General features: G+C 44.2%; 17 protein-coding genes. 4 read left to right on the forward strand and 13 right to left on the reverse strand.

Annotated features, from left to right (window positions below; genetic code table 11):
- Window positions 1-79: 79 nt before the first annotated feature.
- The gene (locus tag GKS34_RS04870; protein WP_163383652.1) at window positions 80-469 is read left to right on the forward strand and encodes a hypothetical protein; all 390 of its coding nucleotides are present in this window, start codon (window positions 80-82) and stop codon (window positions 467-469) included.
- Here GKS34_RS04870 and GKS34_RS04875 read toward each other — a convergent pair.
- A complete protein-coding gene (locus GKS34_RS04875; protein ID WP_163383653.1) occupies window positions 459-1382 on the reverse strand; it encodes an ROK family protein in 924 nt (307 codons plus the stop codon). The two genes, GKS34_RS04870 and GKS34_RS04875, sit on opposite strands and share 11 nt — an antisense overlap.
- Before the next feature lie 169 nt (window positions 1383-1551).
- Complete coding sequence (locus tag GKS34_RS04880) at window positions 1552-2379, reverse strand: CvfB family protein (protein WP_163383654.1); 828 nt, start codon at window positions 2377-2379, stop codon at window positions 1552-1554.
- A gap of 402 nt (window positions 2380-2781) precedes the next feature.
- Between GKS34_RS04880 and GKS34_RS04885 the strand changes: the two genes are divergently transcribed.
- From GKS34_RS04885 to GKS34_RS04895, 3 genes are all read left to right on the forward strand, one after another.
- Entirely contained in the window at window positions 2782-4212 is a 1431-nt protein-coding gene (locus tag GKS34_RS04885; RefSeq protein WP_163383655.1) for an alanine/glycine:cation symporter family protein, read from the forward strand.
- A gap of 126 nt (window positions 4213-4338) precedes the next feature.
- On the forward strand, window positions 4339-6636 hold the full coding sequence (locus tag GKS34_RS04890; protein ID WP_163383656.1) for an acyl-CoA dehydrogenase family protein: 2298 nt from the start codon (window positions 4339-4341) through the stop codon (window positions 6634-6636).
- A 9-nt stretch (window positions 6637-6645) separates the two neighbouring features.
- Entirely contained in the window at window positions 6646-8415 is a 1770-nt protein-coding gene (locus GKS34_RS04895; protein ID WP_163383657.1) for an SLC13 family permease, read from the forward strand.
- Here GKS34_RS04895 and GKS34_RS04900 read toward each other — a convergent pair.
- From GKS34_RS04900 to GKS34_RS04950, 11 genes are all read right to left on the reverse strand, one after another.
- Entirely contained in the window at window positions 8412-9989 is a 1578-nt protein-coding gene (locus GKS34_RS04900) for a sulfatase (RefSeq protein WP_163383658.1), read from the reverse strand. The genes GKS34_RS04895 and GKS34_RS04900 overlap by 4 nt on opposite strands.
- Window positions 9990-10015: 26 nt before the next feature.
- Complete coding sequence (locus tag GKS34_RS04905; protein WP_163383659.1) at window positions 10016-11464, reverse strand: arylsulfatase; 1449 nt, start codon at window positions 11462-11464, stop codon at window positions 10016-10018.
- 140 nt (window positions 11465-11604) lie between these two features.
- Window positions 11605-12324 (reverse strand): Spy/CpxP family protein refolding chaperone, encoded by a 720-nt coding sequence (locus GKS34_RS04910; protein WP_163383660.1) that lies wholly within the window; start codon window positions 12322-12324, stop codon window positions 11605-11607.
- 131 nt (window positions 12325-12455) lie between these two features.
- Window positions 12456-12782: a hypothetical protein gene (locus GKS34_RS04915; protein ID WP_163383661.1), complete on the reverse strand. Its 327-nt coding sequence runs from the start codon at window positions 12780-12782 to the stop codon at window positions 12456-12458.
- Window positions 12766-13257 carry an RNA polymerase sigma factor gene (locus GKS34_RS04920; protein WP_163383662.1) on the reverse strand — a complete coding sequence of 164 codons (492 nt, stop codon included), beginning with the start codon at window positions 13255-13257 and terminating at the stop codon, window positions 12766-12768. The genes GKS34_RS04915 and GKS34_RS04920 overlap by 17 nt, the downstream gene beginning before the upstream one ends.
- 154 nt (window positions 13258-13411) lie before the next feature.
- Entirely contained in the window at window positions 13412-14890 is a 1479-nt protein-coding gene (locus tag GKS34_RS04925; protein WP_163383663.1) for a DUF3570 domain-containing protein, read from the reverse strand.
- A 13-nt stretch (window positions 14891-14903) separates the two neighbouring features.
- On the reverse strand, window positions 14904-15116 hold the full coding sequence (locus GKS34_RS04930; protein ID WP_163383664.1) for a DUF4266 domain-containing protein: 213 nt from the start codon (window positions 15114-15116) through the stop codon (window positions 14904-14906).
- Window positions 15106-16089 carry an FAD:protein FMN transferase gene (locus GKS34_RS04935; protein WP_163383665.1) on the reverse strand — a complete coding sequence of 328 codons (984 nt, stop codon included), beginning with the start codon at window positions 16087-16089 and terminating at the stop codon, window positions 15106-15108. The genes GKS34_RS04930 and GKS34_RS04935 overlap by 11 nt, the downstream gene beginning before the upstream one ends.
- 3 nt (window positions 16090-16092) lie before the next feature.
- Window positions 16093-16536: a thioredoxin family protein gene (locus tag GKS34_RS04940; RefSeq protein ID WP_163383666.1), complete on the reverse strand. Its 444-nt coding sequence runs from the start codon at window positions 16534-16536 to the stop codon at window positions 16093-16095.
- 37 nt (window positions 16537-16573) lie between these two features.
- Window positions 16574-17764, reverse strand: coding sequence for an efflux RND transporter periplasmic adaptor subunit (locus GKS34_RS04945; protein WP_240459197.1), 1191 nt, complete (start codon window positions 17762-17764; stop codon window positions 16574-16576).
- A gap of 1 nt (window position 17765) precedes the next feature.
- Complete coding sequence (locus tag GKS34_RS04950; RefSeq protein WP_163383667.1) at window positions 17766-22097, reverse strand: CusA/CzcA family heavy metal efflux RND transporter; 4332 nt, start codon at window positions 22095-22097, stop codon at window positions 17766-17768.
- Between the last annotated feature and the right edge of the window lie 325 nt (window positions 22098-22422).

The following is a 22422-nucleotide window of genomic DNA, read 5'->3' on the forward strand; positions in this document are numbered from 1 at the left end:
TATTACCCAGATCCCAGGGCAAAATCAAACATTCCCAGTAAATTTGGGTTCCAAAATATGATTCTCCACGCTCCTGTACATGAAAAATATAGTTCTCAACGGCCTTTTTTTTATCTTTTTGTCGTTTTCCATGCTCTCCTGTACCGGAAAACTCGATACCGGCACCATGAATATGTCTAATTGGAAAAAGGACAGGAACGGCTGTCTTGGGCTTCGTCTCCAGGATGTGGAAGAATTGCGTTCGATTAAAAACAGTTTTTTAGCCAGTTACAACCAGGAAATTATTAAGACCTTTGGCAGGCCCGACCGGGTGGAACTGGTCGATAAAAGTCAGAGTTTCTTTATTTACTTTCTGGAACCTTCCGATAATTGCGAAGTAAACCAAGAAAAAGAACCGCTGAAGGTTCTTTTTCGACTTAATGCAATCAGTAAGGTAAGTGAAGTAACCATCTCACGTCTTAATCCATAAAACAAAGCGCAGCAGCCCCCAGCGTCCCCGCGTCGTTTTCAAGGGTGGCCCGTTGCATCTTAATATCGGACAGGTAGTAGGGACTTAGGTATTGGTGAACGGTTTTATCCATAGAGGGCATGATGTAGGACAAGGCTGCAGAAATGCCTCCACCAAAGTATATTTCGTTCACGTCCAGGATGCGTATGGTAGACACAATGGCCTCACCCAGAATTTCTCCTACTTCGGCAAAGGTCTTTAAGGCAATTGGATTTCCTTCCGATGCAGCGCTCACCAATACGTGCATTCCCAGTTCCTGAGTTGCCAGTTTACCTGATTCCTCCGGAAATTTTTCCAGAAATCTAGCGGCGATTTTCAGGATACCATTTCGACCTATCAGTGGTTCAAGGCGACTATTCCCCCTGGATAGCATGTGCCCCATTTCCATGGCATTTCCTCTGACCCCTTTAAAAACAGCTCCATCCATAATCAATGCACTCCCTATACCCGTTCCCAGGGTAATAAATAGGTAGTTTGGGGGAGTATCGCCTGTCCCAAAATGCAACTCGCCCACCGCTGCGGCACTGGCGTCATTCTCAAGGTGAAAAATGATATCCGGGTATTTTTTTAGCAGGGCATTTTTTAAATCAAACCCATTTAACTCGGAGATGGCAGGAATTTCCAGGGTGGTGGTCCGATCTTTACTCACCAATCCGGGCAGGCCGATGCCTACGTGGCGGACTTCAGGAAATTGGCGAAGGTAATTACCCACCACTTCCACAAAAGCCAGACTGAAACCTGATTCGTGACTCCGAAGCGAAGCCGTTGCCTCCTTGGCAAAATGAAGAATCTCACCTTTCGTGTTGACCAGTCCAACTTTTACATGGGTTCCCCCCACATCTATACCTAAAAAGTTTTCAGTTTTCTTATTCATAGTATGTGTTACTCAAATGAACGTTAATTTTGAATCCTTTAAAAAGAACTTATACTCTAATGCTGTTTTACCAAGATGGGATATCACAGACAACGGGTAAAAATAACGGATTTTCTGTGAAAATAGGTGAATCAACGGAATGATTGCCGAAAATTAGGCATCCAATCCTTCAGGGCAAATGAATCCCGTCTTCCCTGATTACAATCTTCTTCTTTTTATAGAGTTGACCGATGCACTGCTTAAATTGCTTTTTACTCATCCCCAGGTGTTCCCGGATGCTATCGGGGTCGGATTTATCCGAAAGCGGCAAAAAACCAGTTTCTTTAACTTTTGCAAGAATGAAATCGGCCCCTTCCTCGTATTTTTGCCGGCCAATGGGGGTCAATTGCACGTCCATTTTGTTATCTTCCCGGATCTTTTTTATAAAGGCCGTGACGGTTTGTCCAATTTCCAATTCCTGAAAGACTTCATTTTCGTACACCAGTCCTTCATAAAAACCCGCTATCAATACTTTAAATCCCAGGTCCGTCCGGTCAAATACCAAAGCTTGCACTTCCTGCCCTTCCTGAAATATGCTGGTGTCAGATAGTATAAAATCTTCGTATTTAGTTACTCCTATCAAGCGGTTGGTTCGATGGTCCAGACAAACGATGGTCAACACCTTATCTCCCTTGTCAACTTGTTGCCGCATTTCTGAATTGGGAAGAAAGAGGTCCTTTTCGAGCCCCCAATCTAAAAAAGCTCCGATTGGCGTTACATCTTTTACTTGCATCAATGCAAACTCATCCAGCAGGGCTACGGGGCGATCGGTTACAGCTACAGGCCGATCCTCGCTATCGGTATACACAAAAACCTCCAATACATCCCCTTCTTTTTCGTCCCCTTTCAAGTAGCGTTTGGGAATCAGCACTTCACCTGCATCGCTTAATTGCAAATAGGCTCCGTTGTCGGTAAACCGATTAATGCTCAGGGTACTGATCAATCCTAATTCTTTCATCTGTTTATTATTTTCTTTTTATTGGTCAGATGGAATCTCGCATGGAGGATAATCATCTTCTATGTGACGGCAATCATCATGCTCGATTTCATGGGGTGTTCGGTTTCTTTTGGCTCCCGACGTCCATTTTGGCACAAATGTAATGAATTTACAGAATACAATCGTTTCCCCTACCTACCAAGAACTGGATGAGGGCTGAAGATCCGACGTTGTTTCCGGTCAACATTTCAACCGCATTTCCAGCTTAAGAGAAATTCGGATTCAAATGCTACACTTTTTTGGAAAAATCAGGATTTCTTGGGTAAAATCATATAATTTTTGACGTCAAAAGCAAATGTAAACATATTTTGGTTTTCTTTGTGGTCAGTACACCAATCGACCGCAGCCAACCTTTTCTGTTCTATGGAATCTATTATTTACGCCATCAATGATATTATTTGGAGTAATGCCTTGATTGTCCTTTGTTTAGGCGCAGGGATTTATTTTTCCATCACAACCAGATTTCTTCAAATTCGCTATTTTCGGGAAATGATCAAACTTCTGTTTGGGGGGGAATCCTCTGATAAAGGGGTGACCTCATTTCAGGCTTTTGCCATCGCTATTTCCGGACGGGTGGGAACCGGAAATATTGCGGGCGTAGCTACCGCCATCGCGATGGGTGGACCTGGAGCAATATTCTGGATGTGGATCATCGCCTTCCTGGGTAGTGCTTCCGCTTTTATCGAAGCCACGCTAGGTCAGATGTTTAAGGAGATCAAGGGTGGCCAATATCGGGGTGGGCCTGCTTTTTATATACAAAAAGGACTGGGAATCAGATGGTATGCAGTACTTTTCGCTTTTGCTACCATTCTGAGTACCGCTTTTTTCTTACCCGGCGTGCAAAGCAATAGCATCGCACTCAGCGTAGAAAATGCCTTTCAGGTGCCCACCTGGATTACCGGTTTGGTGATTTGCTTTTTTCTGGCTTTGATTATTTTTGGTGGCGTAAAAAGAATTGGTAAGGTGGCTCAGATTGTAGTCCCCTTTATGGCAGCCGCCTACATTCTAATGGCTGTAATCATTATGATTTTAAATATTAGCGAGATTCCAGGGGTGATCAAATTAATTGTCACTTCTGCTTTTAATATGGAGTCAACGTTCGGAGGTATTTTTGGAATGGCTATTTCCTGGGGAATCAAAAGGGGAATTTACAGCAACGAGGCCGGTCAGGGAACTGCTCCGCATGCCGCTGCTGCTGCTGAAGTAAGTCACCCTGTCAAGCAGGGTTTGGTGCAGGCTTTTTCGGTTTATGTTGACACCTTATTTATATGTACGGCTACTGCATTTATGATTCTTTTTACCGGCCAGTACAATGTAATCAATCCGGAAGGTGGATTTATCGTCGAAAACCTTCCTGGGGTACCCATAGGACCTGAATTCACGCAGTTTGCTATCAGTGAACATTTTCCCAATATGGGTCCGGGATTTGTCGCCATTGCCCTGATGTTTTTTGCCTTTACCACTATTATGGCTTATTACTACATTGCAGAGACCAATTTGAGTTTTCTTCAAGGAGACGAAAACCGCAAATGGCCCTTGTTTTTACTGAGGGCGTTGATTTTGATTGCTACTTTCTACGGTACTATCCGAACTGCAGCTCTGGCCTGGACCTTGGGAGATATTGGGGTGGGTATGATGGCCTGGTTAAACATCATCGCCATTTTCCTATTGAGGAAGCCCGCAATGGATGCCTTGCGGGATTACGTGGAGCAACGAAAAAAAGGTTTGGATCCTACCTTTAATTCGGATACTTTGAATATAGATAATACCGAGGAATGGGATAAAATAGAATAAGGAACCCCTTCCGCTTTTTAATTCATTTGCTTTTCTAATAAAATTCAAGTTTCACAGGCAAGCAGGCATAGGTTGGATTATTTTTCTTATCTTTTTAATTGATAAGAGAAAACCAAATTTTCAGCCATGCAGCAATCCCCGAATCAACCGACACCAGGAGGACTGGTTTTGTTACCAATCCTTTACATGGTATGGTCCGAAACCCTAATCCAGGATCAGGAAAACCAGGCATTTATAACGTTTTTAAATCAGGCTGACTGGCTCAGCGAAGAAGATAAGAAATTTTTGAGGGAAAAACTCAGTCCGGAATCTCCTCCTCAACGGCAGGAAATGGAATTCTGGTGGGAAACCATCACTTCTGCCATAGAAGAAAGCAAAACCTACCCTAACCTGACTTCACTAGGTATCGAATTATTGAGAAAAGCGGCTCCGGAAGTTGCCTACACCTTTCCCATTGAGCAGGCCGAAAAGGAATTATCCGATCTTGAAAAAGAATTAGGAATCGTGGGCAAATCTGCCGCACTCAGCTTCAAATCTTCTCATAGCAACATTTCGACGCGTTATGAAACCCAGGTAGACTTTGATGTCAGCGCCCTGACGGAAATCCTCGATGGGCAGAGAAAACCCCTGATTGATGCACTCAAGACCTTCCTGGCTACCGATAATTTCGATTATATTCAACCTGATAATCTGGAAACCTACCGCAATCAGGTTCTCTCCTGGTGTAGACTCCTGGCGGATAAGGGCTACGGAGCCATTGGATACCCGGAGGAGTATGGAGGTAAAGACGACATGGAGGCGTATTTTACCGTCATGGAAACGCTGAGCTACCGGGATCTGAGCATGGTAATCAAATTTGGAGTGCAATTTGGCCTTTGGGGCATGAGCATCCTGTCACTGGGTACGAAAAAGCATCATGACAAATACCTAAAAGCCATAGGAACGCTGGAACTTCCCGGTTGCTTTGCCATGACCGAAACCAATCACGGATCCAATGTAAAAGGTATTGAAACCACCGCCAACTATGACCACCAAAGCCAAACCTTTACCATTCACACACCCCATCAGGATGCCCGGAAAGAATACATCGGAAACGCCGCCATGCATGGTAAAATGGCAACCGTTTTTGCCAAGCTCTTGATTGATGGAAAAGATTATGGGGTCAGTACGTTTGTGGTTCCTTTACGGGATGAGGAAGGAAATACCTTACCAGGAGTTAAAATTACCGACTGTGGGAGAAAAATGGGTCTAAACGGGGTGGACAACGGATTGATCGCTTTCGATCAGGTAGTCGTCCCCCGGGAAAATATGTTGGATCGGTTTTCCGCCGTGGATGAAGACGGTCAATTTCAAAGCCCGATTGCCAGCGATAACAAGCGCTTTTTTACCATGCTGGGTACCTTGGTGGGAGGAAGAATAGGCATTCCCCGGTCGGCTCTTGCTGCATCCAAATCCGGATTGACCATTGCCATCCGCTACGGAGACCGCCGACGGCAATTTGGTCCCGAGGGCGGGGAAGAGATCCCCATATTAAATTACCGCATGCACCAGCGGAGACTGATCCCTTTGCTGGCAAAAACCTATGCCTGCCATTTTGCTATGGAATACGTTACCAATCGCTTTCTCCAACGACAGGAGGAAGAAATGCAGGAAATCGAAGCTCTGGCGGCTGGAATGAAATCTTATGTAACCTGGCAAAACACTGCCACTTTACAAGAATGCAGGGAAGCCTGTGGGGGAAAGGGATTCTTATCCGAAAACCGGATCGATGCCCTGAAAAACGATACGGATGTCTATACCACCTTCGAAGGGGACAACACGGTACTCATGCAACTGGTGGCCAAAAGCCGCTTAAGTGCCTATAAGGAGCAATTTGAAAACATGAACCTGTTTACCATTATTAATTACGTAGCCTCCAAAACGAAGACATCCATTACGGAAAAGAACCCGCTGATCATTCGAAATACAGACGAAGATCACCTGTTGGATTCGGAATTTCATTTGAGTGCTTTTGAATACCGGGAAAACAGCATTCTGGATTCCGGAGCAAAGCGCTTGAAGCGGCTAATGGATGAAGGAATGGATCCCTTTGATGCGGTAAACGTGTCCCAGCATCACCTGGTCAATATGGGACAAGCCTACATCGAACGGGTAATTTTGGAAAAATTTATAGAAAAAACCGATCAAACTTCTGATCCAAAAATCAAGGACGTTCTGAAGAAATTATGTGATTTGTACGCCCTGTACCAGTTGGAGACCCACAAAGGCTGGTACCTGGAGCAGGGGTATATGGAAGGCGTAAAAACCAAAGCGATCCGAAAGATGGTCAATCAGTTGTGCTGGGAAATACGAAAAGATGCGGTCCCGTTGGTAAACGCATTTAACATCCCCGATGTCTGTTTGGCAGCACCCATCGCCTTGTAAGCCTATTTTATGGAAGAAGTCACTGTTTTTGCCATACTGGGGCTATCCCTGCTTTTTTTTATCTGGGGAAAAATCAGGTATGATCTGGTCGCCTTAATGGCATTACTTACCCTCACTATTTTAGGGCTGACACCATTTGATGAAGCATTTTCCGGATTTGCTCACCCGGCGGTAATTACCGTGGCAGCAGTACTAATTGTGAGTAAAAGCCTGGAAAATTCGGGCATAGTTCATGTGATCGTGCGGCTGATGGACAAGGTGGGAAAAAATACCAGCCTGCAAATTGCTGCCATGGCAGGGATCGTTGCCCTGGCTTCTGGGTTTATGAATAACATAGGCGCTTTAGCCCTATTCATGCCCGTGGCCATTCAGATTTCCCGCAAAAACAAGCTTTCTCCTTCCCTGGTACTGATGCCCCTTGCCTTTGCCTCTCTGTTGGGAGGGCTGACCACCCTTATCGGGACACCGCCCAATATTATCATAGCCACCTTTCGCTCTCAAACCGGCAATGCCCCTTTTGGTATGTTTGATTTTGCGCCGGTCGGTGCAGGTATTGCCCTGGTAGGTGTGCTGTTTGTGGCTCTGGTAGGTTGGCGGATGATCCCCAGAAGAAAATCAAACGATCCAAACGAAGCCCTGTTTGAAATTGAAAATTACATCACAGAGGTAAAAATTGAACCCAACTCAGATCTAACCGGGAAAAATATCCGGCAGCTGCTCCTGGGAAACGAGGAAGAAATGAAAGTATTGGCCATTGTTCGGGATAAGGAGCGAATCCATGCCCCGGGACCTTACTTGTTTTTAAAAGAAAACGACATCCTGATCCTGGAATCCAATACAGAAAATCTGGACGAATTTATTAGCAACCATGAACTGAAATTGGTGGGGCACGAAGATTTTTCGAACGCAGTGGAGGATGAATCTGAAATCAGCATCACGGAGGGTATTATACAGGAAAATTCCCCCTTGGTGGGCCAAACGGCCGCAAACATTCATATGCGTTCCCGTTATGATGTCAACCTGCTGGCCTTATCCCGTGGAGACCGGACCTTAATAAAGCGAATCGACCATGAAGTCTTTCGCGCCGGAGATATATTACTCCTTCAGCTTCGAAGCAGTCAGCTATCGGACATTCTAAATGAAATGAAGTGCCTTCCCCTGGCACAACGGAGCGTGGAACTCGGAAAACCCAATCGCTCGCTGTTGGCATTGGGCATTTTTATTTCTTCCATTCTTTTGGTTGTCGCTGGGTGGTTACCAGTTGAAATCGCTTTTACGCTGGCAGCCATGTTGATGGTGTTTACCAAAATTCTTCCTTTAAAGGATTTTTATACTAGTATAGACTGGCCCGTCATCGTCTTGCTGGGCGCGATGATCCCGGTAGGTACGGCTTTTGAAACGAGCGGAGCGGCAGCATCCGTAACGGAACTCATGCTGATCTATTCTGATTCATTTCCTGCATGGACCATGCTTATTGTGCTTATGCTTACTACCATGCTACTTTCTGCAGTGATCAATAATGCCGCCACGGTAGTCCTCATGGCACCCATTGGCCTTCAAATTGCGGAAAGTATGGAGTTTTCGGCGGATCCGTTTTTGATGAGCATCGCCATAGGTGCCTCCTCCTCATTTCTTACGCCCATCGGCCATCAGTCCAATACCCTGGTGCTGGGGCCTGGAGGCTACCGATTTGGGGATTACTGGAAGCCCGGACTTCCCCTTACTCTGCTGGTAGTAGCTGTGGGAGTGCCGCTTATTCTGTTGTTTTGGCCACTTTAATCCTGCGGCATGCTGCCCCACCAATCCGGATTGGGTTGCCAATCTTTGCTAAGGAATTCCAAACGTTGCTTTTCCAGGCGGGGCATCAGCACCTGCTCCATCTCCTGGAGGCGTTCGTTATAAAGCTTCTGATCAAATTCCGGATCTGGCACAGGAAGGGATACCGCTTTCTCTTTCAGGTAATTAGTAAGCAAGTCAGATAAACGGGAATGGATACGCGGATTTTGTTCGGATACCTCCTCCTCTTCAAAGGGATCTTGAGGTATGTTATACAATTTCTCCTGTCCGTCTTCGAAATAACGAATCAGCTTCCAATCTCCCAACCTGACCATTGCGGAGGGTACGCCACCTTGGTTGCCATAATGGGGATAGTGCCAGAAAATCGGTCTTTCGGGTGAGCTTTCCCCCTCCAGCAACGGTTTTAAACTCATCCCTTCGATGGTCTGGGTGGGATCCACTTTACCTCCAATCAGGTCCAGTAAAGTAGGATAAAAATCGGCTCCTACTACCGGAAAATCCAATGACTGCCCCTTCGTTTTGCCCGGAACTTTTATCAGGTATGGAACGCGTATTCCCCCTTCCCAATGATGACCCTTGCCTCCTTTAACAAACAAATTGGTAGTAGCAAAGGCATCTCCGGCCACTACTCCCCCATTATCCGAAGTGAATACCACGATGGTGTTTTCTTCCAATCCAAGGGTCCTGAGTCTCTCCAGCACAATACCTACCGCGTCATCCACAGAGGCTACCAAGCCGGCGTAGTTAGGGTTATCCTGAACAGTGCGGTAGGGTAATTTTTCGCCCATTTCAAATCCCGTTTCCTGAATCCCCATGGATTCCGCTTTATCCCTGTACTTTTCCCACCTTTCTTTGCTGGTTTGCACCGGTGCGTGTACGGCATAAAAAGATAAAAAAGCAAAAAATGGCTCCTCTTTACTCGAATTCATAAAATCCGCCACTTCGTTGGCGAGCCTTATGGTAAGGTTTTCCCCATCGGGTCCATCCGTTATTTTAGGATTATTATACGGTGAAAAAAAACCACCTGCAGGGGATCCCTTGTCCCAGCCTGCCACATTCGCATCAAAGCCATGATCTTCCGGATAACTCCCTTCATCTCCCAAATGCCATTTCCCAGCGAAAAACGTGCGGTACCCGTTTTGCTTAAAGGCTTCTGCCAGGGAAGTGGCTTCAGCAGAAAGTTGGTGCTGGTAGTCAGCAGGCAACATGGGATCGTGGCGCTGGTGACTGCGCCAATCGGTACCGGTTTTGGCGCCGATCCAATCGGTAATCCCATGACTGGCCGTAAATTGTCCTGTCATAATGGTGGCCCTGGCCGGGCTGCATACCCTACTTCCGGAATAGCCATGCGTAAACTGAAAACTTTGGCTGGCCAATTGGTCGATATTAGGCGTCTCGTGAAAGGGGGATCCCGAAAATCCCAGATCCGCATAGCCCAAATCGTCTACCAGAATAAACAACACGTTGGGGGGATTTTGGGCTTCCTCATTGCATGAAAAAAGGAATGAAATGAAAAAAACCAAATATACCGGAATTTTAAAATAGGGTTTCGCCATGGTTTGGGGGTTAAGAGCTTATGGGACTATTTATTGATCTCATCAACATATAATTTGAATATTGGATTGGGTTGGTGGCTGGACTCCATCAATTCCTTTAATTCCGCCACCCGTTCGGGGTGCTGATCGGCCAGGTTGTTTTGCTCTCCTGGATCTACGGCCAGGTTGTACAATTCAATGGGAGGGTTTGGATCTTTATTCAAATTGAGTCGAATAGCCTTCCAATCACCCTTTCGAACCGCTTGCTTGCCTCCCTGCTCGATAAACTCCCAATAGAGGTATTCATGCGTGGCTTGCTGTTCCAGATTTCCCATTAAGGTCGGAACGAAGGAAATCCCATCCGTATTTTCGGGTACTTCCGAACCAGACAGTTCAGCCAGGGTGGCATACACATCCCAAAAAGCAGATGGATGACCGCTCCTTCCGGGCTGGATTTTTCCTGGCCAATTGGCAATCATGGGTACCCGAATTCCGCCTTCGTACAGGTCTCGCTTGTAACCCCGGTAAGGGCCGTTACTATTGAAAAAGTCAGGATCCGCTCCACCTTCCAGGTGCGGTCCGTTATCTGAAGTAAACACCACCAACGTATTTTCTCTCAGACCTAGCTGGTCCAGCTTAGCCAGGATCTCTCCGACCTGCTTGTCCAACAGTTCTACCATGGCCACAAAAGCTGCCCTGGGGTTTTCCTGCGACATATATCCTCCTATTTTATACGTAGGACCTTCGTCCACCCCCTTGTAAGGTGTTTCTTCAAACCTCCCCATATGCTCCGCCATTTCCTCCTCCGGAGCGATCAGTTCCGCATGGGGAATGATGCTGGGTACATACAGAAAAAAAGGTTTCTCCTGATTGTCTTCAATAAATTTTAAAGTTTGCTCGTGGATCAGATTCGGAGCATATAAGTTGAGATTTTCACCGGCATTTTCTTCCAAAACCACCGAGTCCTGATTGTGCCAAAGGTGGTAAGGGTAGTAATTATGCCCCATACGCTGACAATTGTATCCGTAAAAAACATCCACCCCCTGGTTGGTTGGATCTCCTTCGGAGCCAGGATACCCCAGCCCCCACTTGCCAAAGGCCCCGGTGGTGTACCCGCTGGCTTTCAGGGATTCGAAAACGGTAAAAACGGAATCCGGTAAGGGATACTGTCCTTCTGGCTGGATTTCGTAATTTCCTCGGACTGGGGCATGACCGGTATGCAAGCCAGAAATCAGCGCGCTTCTAGCGGGTGCACAAACGGTAGACCCGGAATAATGAGCGGTAAAGAACATTCCTTCCGCTGCCAGTTTATCCAGATTAGGAGTCTTTATGTACTCCTGTCCGGTAAATCCCAAATCTCCATAGCCCAGGTCATCCGCCAGGATGTATACGATATTCGGTTTGGGATTCTCAGCCTGGACTGATTGATCGGTAGTGCCTGACGAACAGGCATAAAAAGCCAGGGCAGAAAGGCAGCAACAAAAGGTACGATGCATGAAAGGTTATTTTAGAGAATAGAATAGCTGACAAATTAGCAATTCTTGACTCAAAACAAAAGAGGAAATACCTGATGTTTTCTATCTTAGACTACAGGATTTTAAAAATCCCAAAGGTCTTTTTTGTTCTACTTCTCAAATTACTCCTGAATGTCCTTTTTCAACGTGATAATTACCACTCCGTTTTTCGCTTTTTCACCATATTTATCGATAACCCATTTGTCTTTTATGACCGACAAGCCTGAAATGTCCTCTGAACTTATTTTATCTATATCTTCAACCTGAACCATTCCGTCAATTGTTGAAATTAACACCAACGGACTGTTTTCAGAATCTGCTGAAAGTCTGATTTTTACCTTTGAATTATTGTTGGCATCACCAGCTGATTTGCTTTCAGTACCATTCACAATATCCAATGGCCCAATAGTCAATGGCTTATTGGAAAAATCATAATCCTTAATATTACTGACACCTTTCAGTTCCGAAAGCTCTTTTTGCTGGGTTTCGTTGAGTTCATTTTTAATGGCAACCAAAGTTGATAACTTCTCTCTCTTCAATGAATTTTCCAAGCTTAATACAATATCCAGTTGCTTGGAAACTGCCTCAGGGTTGGGTTTGGTCTCGCTGAGCATTTTCTTTAACTTTGCAGAAGCTACATCCAGATCCAATTTGCCGTTAAAGAATGCTTTGGAACTTTGGTTATGTATCTTTTTGATTTTTTCTAACTGTTGGTCCGTAAGGGAAATGGCAAAACTGTTTTGCAATACCAGGTTGGACGAATACAGGGCTTCCTGAAATATATCCTGAGCATTGACTGCACCTGAACATAGTATTATCCCAATTATCAATAGCTTTTTCATCTGTTTATAATTTTTTTTCAACGGTCAGATAGCCTGTCCCGATCTTTAATCGGGAGAATCTCGCATGCTTCATAATCATCCCACTGTGTGACATAGTCGTCATGCTCGATTTCATGTAAATTAAATTTTGGTTAAAAATCCGTCAATAGGGAAGAAGTTGGGGATTCCCAAGATTCCAATTCGGTAGTGGATTCGATTTTGAATTGGAGCTCATTGTTTTGTCCTTCTTCCAGGGTAATGATGATTACGTCGTGATCCAAAGGTTGGATGGACCCATCCCCCCTGTAAAACCAAGCCAATAAAGCCAAGGAAGCCGCAATTCCTATTGGAATCAAACCCCATGATTTAGATTTCCTGATTCTTGGAAATTGGGGAACCGCAATTGCCGAATCCTTTGCTTTCATTTCGCTAAAGAAATCCTGAAAGTCTTGGTCTTCGGAATTATCTATTGTTTTCATGCAGTGTCTTTTTTAAGATAAGCTCTTTGAGGTTTCTTTTTCCTCTGTCATAATGAGTCCTAACTGAACCGATTCTGATTTCCATAATCTCGGCGGCTTTCTCCAAGGTCAGATTGTGATAGAAAACCAATAGTAAAACCTCCTTTTGTCTTTCTGGCAGCTTTTCTATCAATTCTTCATGTGAAGCAGCATTGATTTCTTGCTCTGTTTCTGCTACATCAAATTCCGCTTCAAGTGAATAGGTGTTTTTCGCCTTTTTTTTCCATTCCAAAGCAGTAAACCGTATTACAGAAAACAGCCAGGTTTTGATTTGGGACTTTTCTTTATAGATGGCTTTCCCTTCGAGAATTTTCAAATAAACCTGTTGCAACACATCCTTGGCCAAATCCTCATCAAATGAGCAGCACTGTCTTGACCAGTGGTAAGCTTCTTGGTGAAGTTCTTTAAGGAGGTTTTCCAGTTGCCGTTTTTTCATTCTTACCCATTAGTGCCTAAAAGTTAGTTTTATATGACAGGGGATACCCGTTTTTTAAAAAGTTTTTTGATTCAACAAATGTTTTTTTAAGCCATGACGGCTGCCAGTTTAAAAAGTCGTTTTTCTAAATTTGCAAACTAACCATTGTAAACGCCTAATCGGTAAAAACAAAACCGGCACCAAAGGACAAAATACCTGCCTTTAAACCCGTATTGCGCGCATAATTACTATAATCGATCGTTAGTCCTTTCAAACCAAATCTCCACAGATGAGCCGATGTAAAAATGTCTGTGTATTTCATACTGAACCCAATCTGATCGGCATGGTAGGTGGAAAGGTCAAAATCAGAGGTATAGTAAGCACTGCTGGAAACTAGTTCCTCAAAAGGTGCAAAGTAAGTAGCTGCTGTCTGGTTGTAAAACCGATAACTTGGGTAGAAGGTGAAGTGTTGCCCAAGTTTTATGGCCAATTCCATATTAACGGTGTGCGAGTGAATACCCCAATCATCCGTGTAATAGCGGTAATAGCTTCGCAATACCAGGTATTCAGTCACATACTGATTGAGCCTCACTCCTATTGGTAGTTTAATACGACTGCCAGGAAGCCGCTCGATATCATCTGCCAGTTGGAAAACATCTTTGTTTTTAGGCTCGGTATAAAACGGAATACTCTCGGCGTTTCCAATATAAAAATTATCCTTGTCTGCAAAATAGACACGTTGCATAGGATTGGACAACCAGCCGGTCTGGTAGGTGATGTCTGTAAAAACCGAAAGCTGGGTAGTCTTACTCAGAATTTGTGAAAACCCTAAGGAAAAACTATAGGTATTTCGTTTATCATTGTCTACCAAAGTGGTATTAAAAGGCCTCCATGCATCAGCGGCATTTTTATTTATTGCTGTCCCATTCTGGCTTAAAATACTTACACCTTCAAAAAAATCAGCATTTAAGTCTCCCTTTTCCTTTACAAATGTTTTTATTTCCGTTGGATATTCTGGTCGCCAGGTATCTAAATAAACTGCGGTATTCAGGCTTAATTCGGTGTTTTTTTGGTTGAATAGCCGAACAACTCCTATTCCTGCACCAAATGAGGTGTAATCGTATTCATTAGCGAAATTTAAATTGGCTGAATAAATGGAATTTCTGTCCTCCGATGAATGAGTGTAACTGGCATTAAATGCTGCCCAGGTGTCTTTTCTTGAAGCACCCGATGAAGCTGCCCAGGGGGTACCTGTGTTTTCACCGCTATTGTTTCCATTATCTTCATAATCATCGTCCTCATCGTCGTCATGATCATCGTCATCGTCTTCACCTCTGGAAGCCCCTGAAAACGGATTCAGGTTACTGGACGATGCCGAGGTGTAGGCAGAAACAGTGGCGTTTATTCGCAACACATCATCATCATTCAGGGGTATAGAAATAAAAATATCCGAAGCAAGGTCACTAAGCTCTTCCGTACCAATGCCCCCGGTCACTGCCGCATTTTTTCCATCCTGCTCGTAATAGCTGGCAAGAATATCAATTTCTACATTTTCCAGGACGCGTTTTTTAAAAACAGAAGTGCTGTCTTTATTATTTTGTGCCAAAACCAAAAATGGAAGAGCCCAAAGAAGAAGGAAACTAACAATTTTCATGATTTAAAACCGTTCAATTACAACCACAACCACCTCCAGATTTTCCTCCATTGGCACCCGCTGCACCCTCCCGATAAACCTGAAAACTGGTTTCAAATTTTCTCGACTTTCGATCAACCAATTCCATGTCCGGATCATTGATATTTACTTTTTCATATGATTTTATTGCTACGCAAGCATTCATGCCAAGCAATATCATGGCGACAAAAAGGATTTTATTCTTCATTGATTCTAATACGTTCCGATTTGTGAATATTCCCCTGATCGTCTATGATGATGCAGGCTACGTTGGGCAACTGATTAATCCGGTCAAGGCCTACATCTTTTCCCATGACGAAAACAGAAGTGGCCAGTGCATCTGCCAGTTCAGCACTGGGTGCAAAAACCGTCACACTGATAATACCGGTGGCCGGATATCCGGTTTGGGGATTGATGATATGGGCGTACCGCACCTGGTCAAACTCCACAAACTTTTCGTAATCCCCGCTAGTGACTACTGCCCCCTGCTTGAGTGGCAATTCAGCAAAGGCAATGTTCTTGTTCATCGGATTGGTAATGGCTACCTTCCAATCGCTACCATCGGGCTGTTTACCCCAGGTATTCATGTCTCCGGAAGCATTAATAATCCCTGCAATCGCTCCTTTACCCATCAATAGTTGTTTGGCTTTATCCGCTGCGTAGCCTTTACCAATAGCACCAAAGCCTATTTTCATTCCCTTTTGACTGAGAAAAACAGTTTGCTTTTCGGAATCAAGGATAATTTTTTCATACCCAACCATTTCTACCGATTTTTTCACCTCTTCGGCGGTAGGCATTTGCGTCATACTTCCATCAAACTTCCAAACCCGATCCATTGAGGCGTAACTGATGTCAAAAGCCCCATCCGTGAGTTCAGATATGGCAATGGACCGGGTTATTAAATCAAATAATTCTTTGTTTACTTTAATAGGTTTAATTCCTGCGTTTGCATTGATTGCCGAGGTTTGTGATTTAGGGTCCCAGGAGGATATTAACCGTTCGATTCGGGTAATTTCAGCAATAGCAGTGTCCAGGAAGACCTCAGCTTCTTGCTCATTAGCTGCTACTACAGTTAAGTCAAAGCGACTCCCCATTAATAGGGTAGTGCGATGAAAAACCTGCTGGGCGTTTGTTACCTGTACACCAAACACCACTATGATTATGAAACATAACCGACCCATTGCTCAGGGATTAAAACTGTTTAAATGGCTGATATACTCCTGTGGACTCATTTTTTTATAGCCCGTTTCCCCCAATACCTCAGCCTTATTATCCAAAATTACCACCAGTGGGAAGTAGCCATTAGGGTTGTACTTTTCGGCTAATTTTCCATTCTTGATTGCCTGTGCTTCTGATAATTGATTGGCTTTTTTCCGGGGAAAATCTGCGCGCAACATGACATAGTTTTCCCTGGCATATGTCTGAAATTCGGCCGATTGCCATATTTCCTTATCCAACTTGATGCAAGGTGCACACCAGTCCGAACCCGAAAAAACCAAAACGATCTTTCGGTCAGTTTCCAGTGCTAATTTTTGGGCATCTTTAAGATCTAATTGCCATTCCTGTGCACTCACTGTTGATACCCGAGCTAATATTAGCAATACAACTAAATAATTCCTGGTTTTCATAGTCATTTACCTAAGTGAAAATATCCTTTACACATCCCTATTCTTTAATAAGATTAAATGTTCCGTTAAGAAGGAATTTGGTGGTTTCATCCAGGCCCGGGGAATCTAAGATTTCAACATGGGTATTATTGGAGAGGCCTGTTTTGACTTCCCTTTTTATTAACGTATAGCCTGTTTCCAAATTATTTTGAAGTGTTAACACATAAAAGTTTCCCTCGATTTCAACCAACGCATCTTTGGGCAATGCCCATTTTTCTTCTGAGGTAGTATAAATAACTGCTTCGACATACATACCGGGATTAAATCTTTCCGCAAGTTTTTCGTCCACTAAATGCCCATGAATCCCCACCGTTCTTTCTTCCGGGTCAATGGTTTTACTGATTAAATAAATGGCCGCTTCGTATTCTTTACTACTATCTTCCTGAATCCTGAAACGAATGGGTTGTCCAACACTTATTTTTGCCAGGTCCTTCTCAAACACGTTCAATTCCAAATGAACATGATCTGTATTGACAATGGAAACCGCCATCTGGGATGGGGTTAAGAACGCGCCTTGTGAAATGGCCACTTCCGTCACATACCCGCTTATAGGAGATCGTACAGAAAGGCTGGTGCGGATGTTTTCAATGGTGAATGTACTGGGATCGATGTTCATAAGCGCCAATTTCTTGCCTAAGGATGCTACCCTGGCTCTCGTGACCGTATAGTCCGATTCAGCTTTAAGAAATTTCTTTTGAGAACTGATACTGTCCTGAACCAGGTTTTTCTGTCGCTCATAGTCAGATTGGAGATAGGCCAATTGCCCCTTTGCTTCCAGAAAATCCTGTTGGATTTGTACATAATCCGGATTTTCGAGAACGAATAGCACTTGCCCTTTTTTCACGCTTTGGCCCGGTAATAAATTGATTTCTTTCACCGTTCCGCCAAAGTAGCTGCTTACCGCGGCCCGGTTTTCGGGGGGTACATCGATCATGCCTTTGGCCTTAACCACTTCATGAAAGGGCACCATTTGCATGGTTCCCAAGGCCATGTGGGAAGACTCAAATTGAGTTTTCGTCACTTCATAGGTTTCCACACCTGATGATTCCTGAGCAATATCCGTGGTGATATCCGGATCCGAACCGGAGGAACAAGAAGACAGTCCAATAGTAGCGGCAATGACCCAGAAGCCAAAGGCGTACCTTTTTATGGAGGAATTACTTCTGGTTTTTAAGTATGCGGGGTTCATATTAATTCATTAAGTAGTTTGCTTCCAGTACGGTCATGTTGTACTGAAAAAGGGTGCTGAGATAGTTTGTTTCGATGGTCTTCGCATTTTCCAGCAATTGGATGTACTGGAGAAAGTCAATTTCACCGTTTTGAAAGGCCTTTGTGGCATGGATAAGGGTTTCTTCCGAAAGCTTTCTTCCTGACATGTGGTAATAGTTAATCCCCTCTTCGTATTTTTTCAAGTCTGACCGCAATGACTGATATTGAGAAGTCAACTGCATTTTATAGTTTTCTGATTGAGATGTTAAAATGGAAGCCCCGGTTTTGGCCGCATTTATTTTTGACTTTTGAGCTCCGAACCATAGTGGAATCCCAAGACCTAGCTGAAAGCCTGAATAGCTTTGAATCCCGGTTCCATTATTGGTACCCCGAAATACAGAAGCTTTCAAATCAGGCAGCAGTTGCTGTTTTTCCAGGTTAATTTTTCTATCGGCCAGTTCTAAAGCATCTGAATAGTATTGAAGTGCTGGATGGTAAAGTGTATCCATTGGCATTAACTCCAATCGGGTAAGCGCTTGATTGATTGCCGTGTAATCCGAGTTGGACTGAAGCCATTTATTTAACCTTATTCGGGCTTTTTGCTGGCTTTCCTGGATCTGCCTTAGCTGGATAGAAATTTCCTTACTTTTAGTCTCAGCAGTTAATTTCTCCAGGTAATTGGACTCGCCCTGCTCAAACTTCCTGTTTGCAGCATACTCAAACGAACTATACAAACTATCCAGGTAGCTGAAATTGGCAAGCATCTCCTGCCAGTAGACAATTTCATAGTAAGCTTTCAGTACCTCCCTGGTAACCAGATAGCTATCCATGGCATATTGGTCAGTAGCTAATTGGATTTCTCCTTTTATCACCTTCCGCTGTGAACCATAAACAGTTGGGAATTTTAGCGATTGACTAATACCCCAAACATTGAGTGCCAAATCATTGCGGGCGATATTATTCTCATCTTCGTTATAATAAATCTCCGTTTTACCAATGTCAACCGCACTTCCCAACAATTGCTTGCTTTGCTCCACTCGTTGAAAAGAGGCCTTTAAGCCCTTATTATTTTCCAAAGCAATTTCCACGGCCTGATTGGCGGAGATTTTTTGATTTTGACCATATCCCAAAACAGGAAGAGAAATTAGAAGCATTAGCAAAACTCCCTTTGCCGATGCCTTAACTTTTGGAAAATGCCCTTTTCTATCGAAGAGTGCGTAAAGAACGGGTAATACCACAAGTGTAAGTGCCGTCGCCGAAATTAGTCCTCCCACAACGACCGTAGCTAAGGGCCTTTGCACCTCTGCTCCGGCGGAAGTGGAAATGGCCATGGGTAAAAAACCCAATGCTGCGGCCGATGCCGTGAGTAGTACAGGTCGTAACCGGTTCCTGGTACCCATCAAAATCCGTTTGTTAATGTCTTTGATGCCGTGCGCCTTGAGCTCTTTAAATTCTTCGATCAGGACGATTCCGTTCAGCACCGCAATACCAAAGAGGGCGATAAAGCCAACCCCTGCTGAAATACTGAATGGCATATCCCTAATGTACAACAGGATCACCCCACCCACTGCTGACATGGGAATGGCACTGTAAATAATAAGGGCTTCTTTCACAGAATTAAAGGCAAAATAGAGTAGGATAAATATTAGAATAAGGGCTATGGGTACTGCCACCATTAAGCGGTCTCTGGCCGTTCTCAGATTTTCAAACTGACCTCCATATTCCACCGTATAACCAATAGGTAAATCAATCTTGCTATTGATGACCTGCTGCACGTCTTTCACCACCGATTCCAAATCCCGGCCCCGTACGTTTACCCCAACCACAATTCTTCGTTTCGTATCGTCTCTCGATATTTTGGCCGGCCCGGTGGTATAGCTAACGGTGGCAAATTCGCTGAGGGGTACTTGATTTCCATTTGGAAGTTGAATAGTAGCCATTTCAATATCCTCCAAATCCCGGTGGTGTTCCTGATCAAACCGAACCACTAAATCAAATTGCTTTTCTCCTTCAAATACGGTTCCGGCAGCTTTCCCGGCAAAGCCCATGGTGATGATGCTGTTGAGTTCATCCACATTCATTCCATATTTCGCAATCATTTGTCGGTTATAATTCACCGACATTTGTGGGAGACCCGCCACTTTCTCCACGATGATATCGGCTGCTCCTTCTATATGTTGAATGGCCTTTTCTACTTCCAGGGCCTTGTTGTAAAGAATGTCCAGGTCCTCACCAAAAATTTTAATGGCCAAATCGGCACGCACTCCGGTGATCAATTCATTAAATCGCATTTCGATAGGTTGGGTAAACTCAAAGTCGACTCCGGGGATTTTGGCTGAAAGTGCTTCCTTGAATTTATTGGCCAACTGATCCTTGCTTTCGGCTGAAACCCAATCCCCTTTTGGTATCAATTTGATAATGACATCACTCTCTTCCATGGACATGGGGTCTGTAGGTACTTCTGCAGCTCCAATTCTACTCACTACCTGCTTTACCTCAGGAAATTGCAAAAGGATCTTTTCCATACGGGTAGTGGCTTTTATCGTGTTGGTTAAGGAAGTGCCTGTTTTAAGTACGGGTTGGATAACAAAATCACCTTCGTCCAGTGTAGGCACAAATTCACCTCCCATGCGACTAAAGAGAATGCCAACTACAATCATCAAGGCGGCTGATAAGCTCAAAACGATTTTTTTCTCCCGAAGGGCCCAGGCCATGGTAGGTCTGTACTTGTTTTCCAAAAAAGTGATGAGGCGGGAGGAAATTGTTTTTTTGTCAGGGTCAGATGGCTTTATAAACAAAGAAGCCATTACGGGAACGTATGTAAAGCACATTATCATGGCTCCAATCAAGGCAAATGAAAACACCAGGGCCATTGGCCTGAACATTTTACCTTCCACGCCTACCAACGAGAGAATGGGAATGAACACAATGATGATAATAAGCTGACCAAATACAGCAGAATGCATCATTTTGCTGGCACCATAATGGGTGATTTTATCTATGTAATTTTGTTTTTCTCCTTTGGGCAATGCCATCAATGTGGATCTCTCAGCCGTTATTTTGTAGGCTATAAATTCTACAATAATCACCGCACCATCTATGATAATTCCAAAGTCAATGGCACCCAGACTCATCAGGTTGGCATCCACTCCGAAGATATACATGAGGGATAAGGCAAAAAGCAAACACATGGGGATGACAGATGCTACCACTAGTCCGGATCGTATATTGCCAAGCAGCAGCACTACGACAAAAATCACGATTAAACATCCTAAAATCAGATTTTCGGCGATAGTGAAGGTAGTTTTACCGATGAGTTCACTTCGCTCCAAAAATGGATTGATATGGATACCCTGAGGTAGGGCAGCCGATATCTCGGCAACTCTTTCCTTTACGGCCTCTATGGTAGCTTTTGAGTTGGCTCCTTTGAGCATCATCACTTGCCCCAATACTTTTTCTCCTTCTCCATTGCCGGTTATGGCACCAAATCGGGTGGCATGTCCAAAACCTACGGTAGCGACATCTTTAATAAAAACGGGCGTGCCTTTTCGGTTTTCAACGACAATGTTTTCTATATCTTCCAGGGAGGCTACCATGCCTTCCCCTCTGATAAAATAAGTTTGGTTGGTTTTTTCGATGTAGCCCCCCCCGGCCACGCTATTGTTTTTTTCCAATGCCGAAAAGGCCTGGGAAATAGAGATATTCAAACTCCGGAGTTTTTCTGGATTGAGCGCCACTTCGTACTGTTTGAGATGACCGCCCCAGGTATTTACCTCTACCACTCCCGGTATGCCGGAAAGTCGACGCCTGACCACCCAATCTTGTATGGTACGCATATCCGCTAATGAATACCGGTCACGATTTGCCGAATCCACCTCGATGACATACTGATAAATCTCACCCAGGCCAGTGGTGATGGGCCCCATGAATGGTTTTCCAAATCCAGCAGGGATTTTTTCCTCGGCCGCCTTTATTTTTTCTGCGATAAGTTGCCTTGGAAGGTACGTACCAATCTTATCATCAAAAACTACCGTTACCACGGAGAGGCCAAATTTAGAAATGGACCTTATTTCATTCACATTAGGCAGGTTGGCCATTTCCAACTCTACCGGATAGGTAAGGAATTTCTCCACGTCTTCAGTTGCCAAATTTCGCGAAGTGGTGATGATTTGTACCTGATTGTTGGTGACATCTGGAACAGCTCCAATGGGAATCTCAGTGAGGGAATAAATTCCAAAAGCGATCACTCCGGCTGAGAATAAAAGCACGATCAGTTTGTGGTGAATACTGTATTGTATGATCTTCTCTAACATTGATGGGCTGCATTTGGTATTACTCTTCAAATGTAGCCGAACAGTCCTAAAGCCTTTCTCAAGACTTTCTTAAGATTGGCTTAAGATCGGGAGGTATTTTAGTCATATGCCCGGAAAGAAGCCAAAATTATTGGTTTCCTCTGCTGCAGATACGGTGATTCCAAGACCTTCGGTCGATCAGGTGACATCAATAGCAAGCAGAAAAGCAGCCCAATGTCCGTAACTTTTATGAATGATTTAATGGTCCGATTAACTGTCCCTTGGATTTCTCATACTATGCCTCTTTTTGGCGACATAGCAGGTAGGCTTTTAGGTCTCAATTGGA

Origin of the sequence: Cyclobacterium jeungdonense (genome assembly GCF_010994275.1) — a bacterium.
Classification (GTDB): domain Bacteria; phylum Bacteroidota; class Bacteroidia; order Cytophagales; family Cyclobacteriaceae; genus Cyclobacterium; species Cyclobacterium jeungdonense.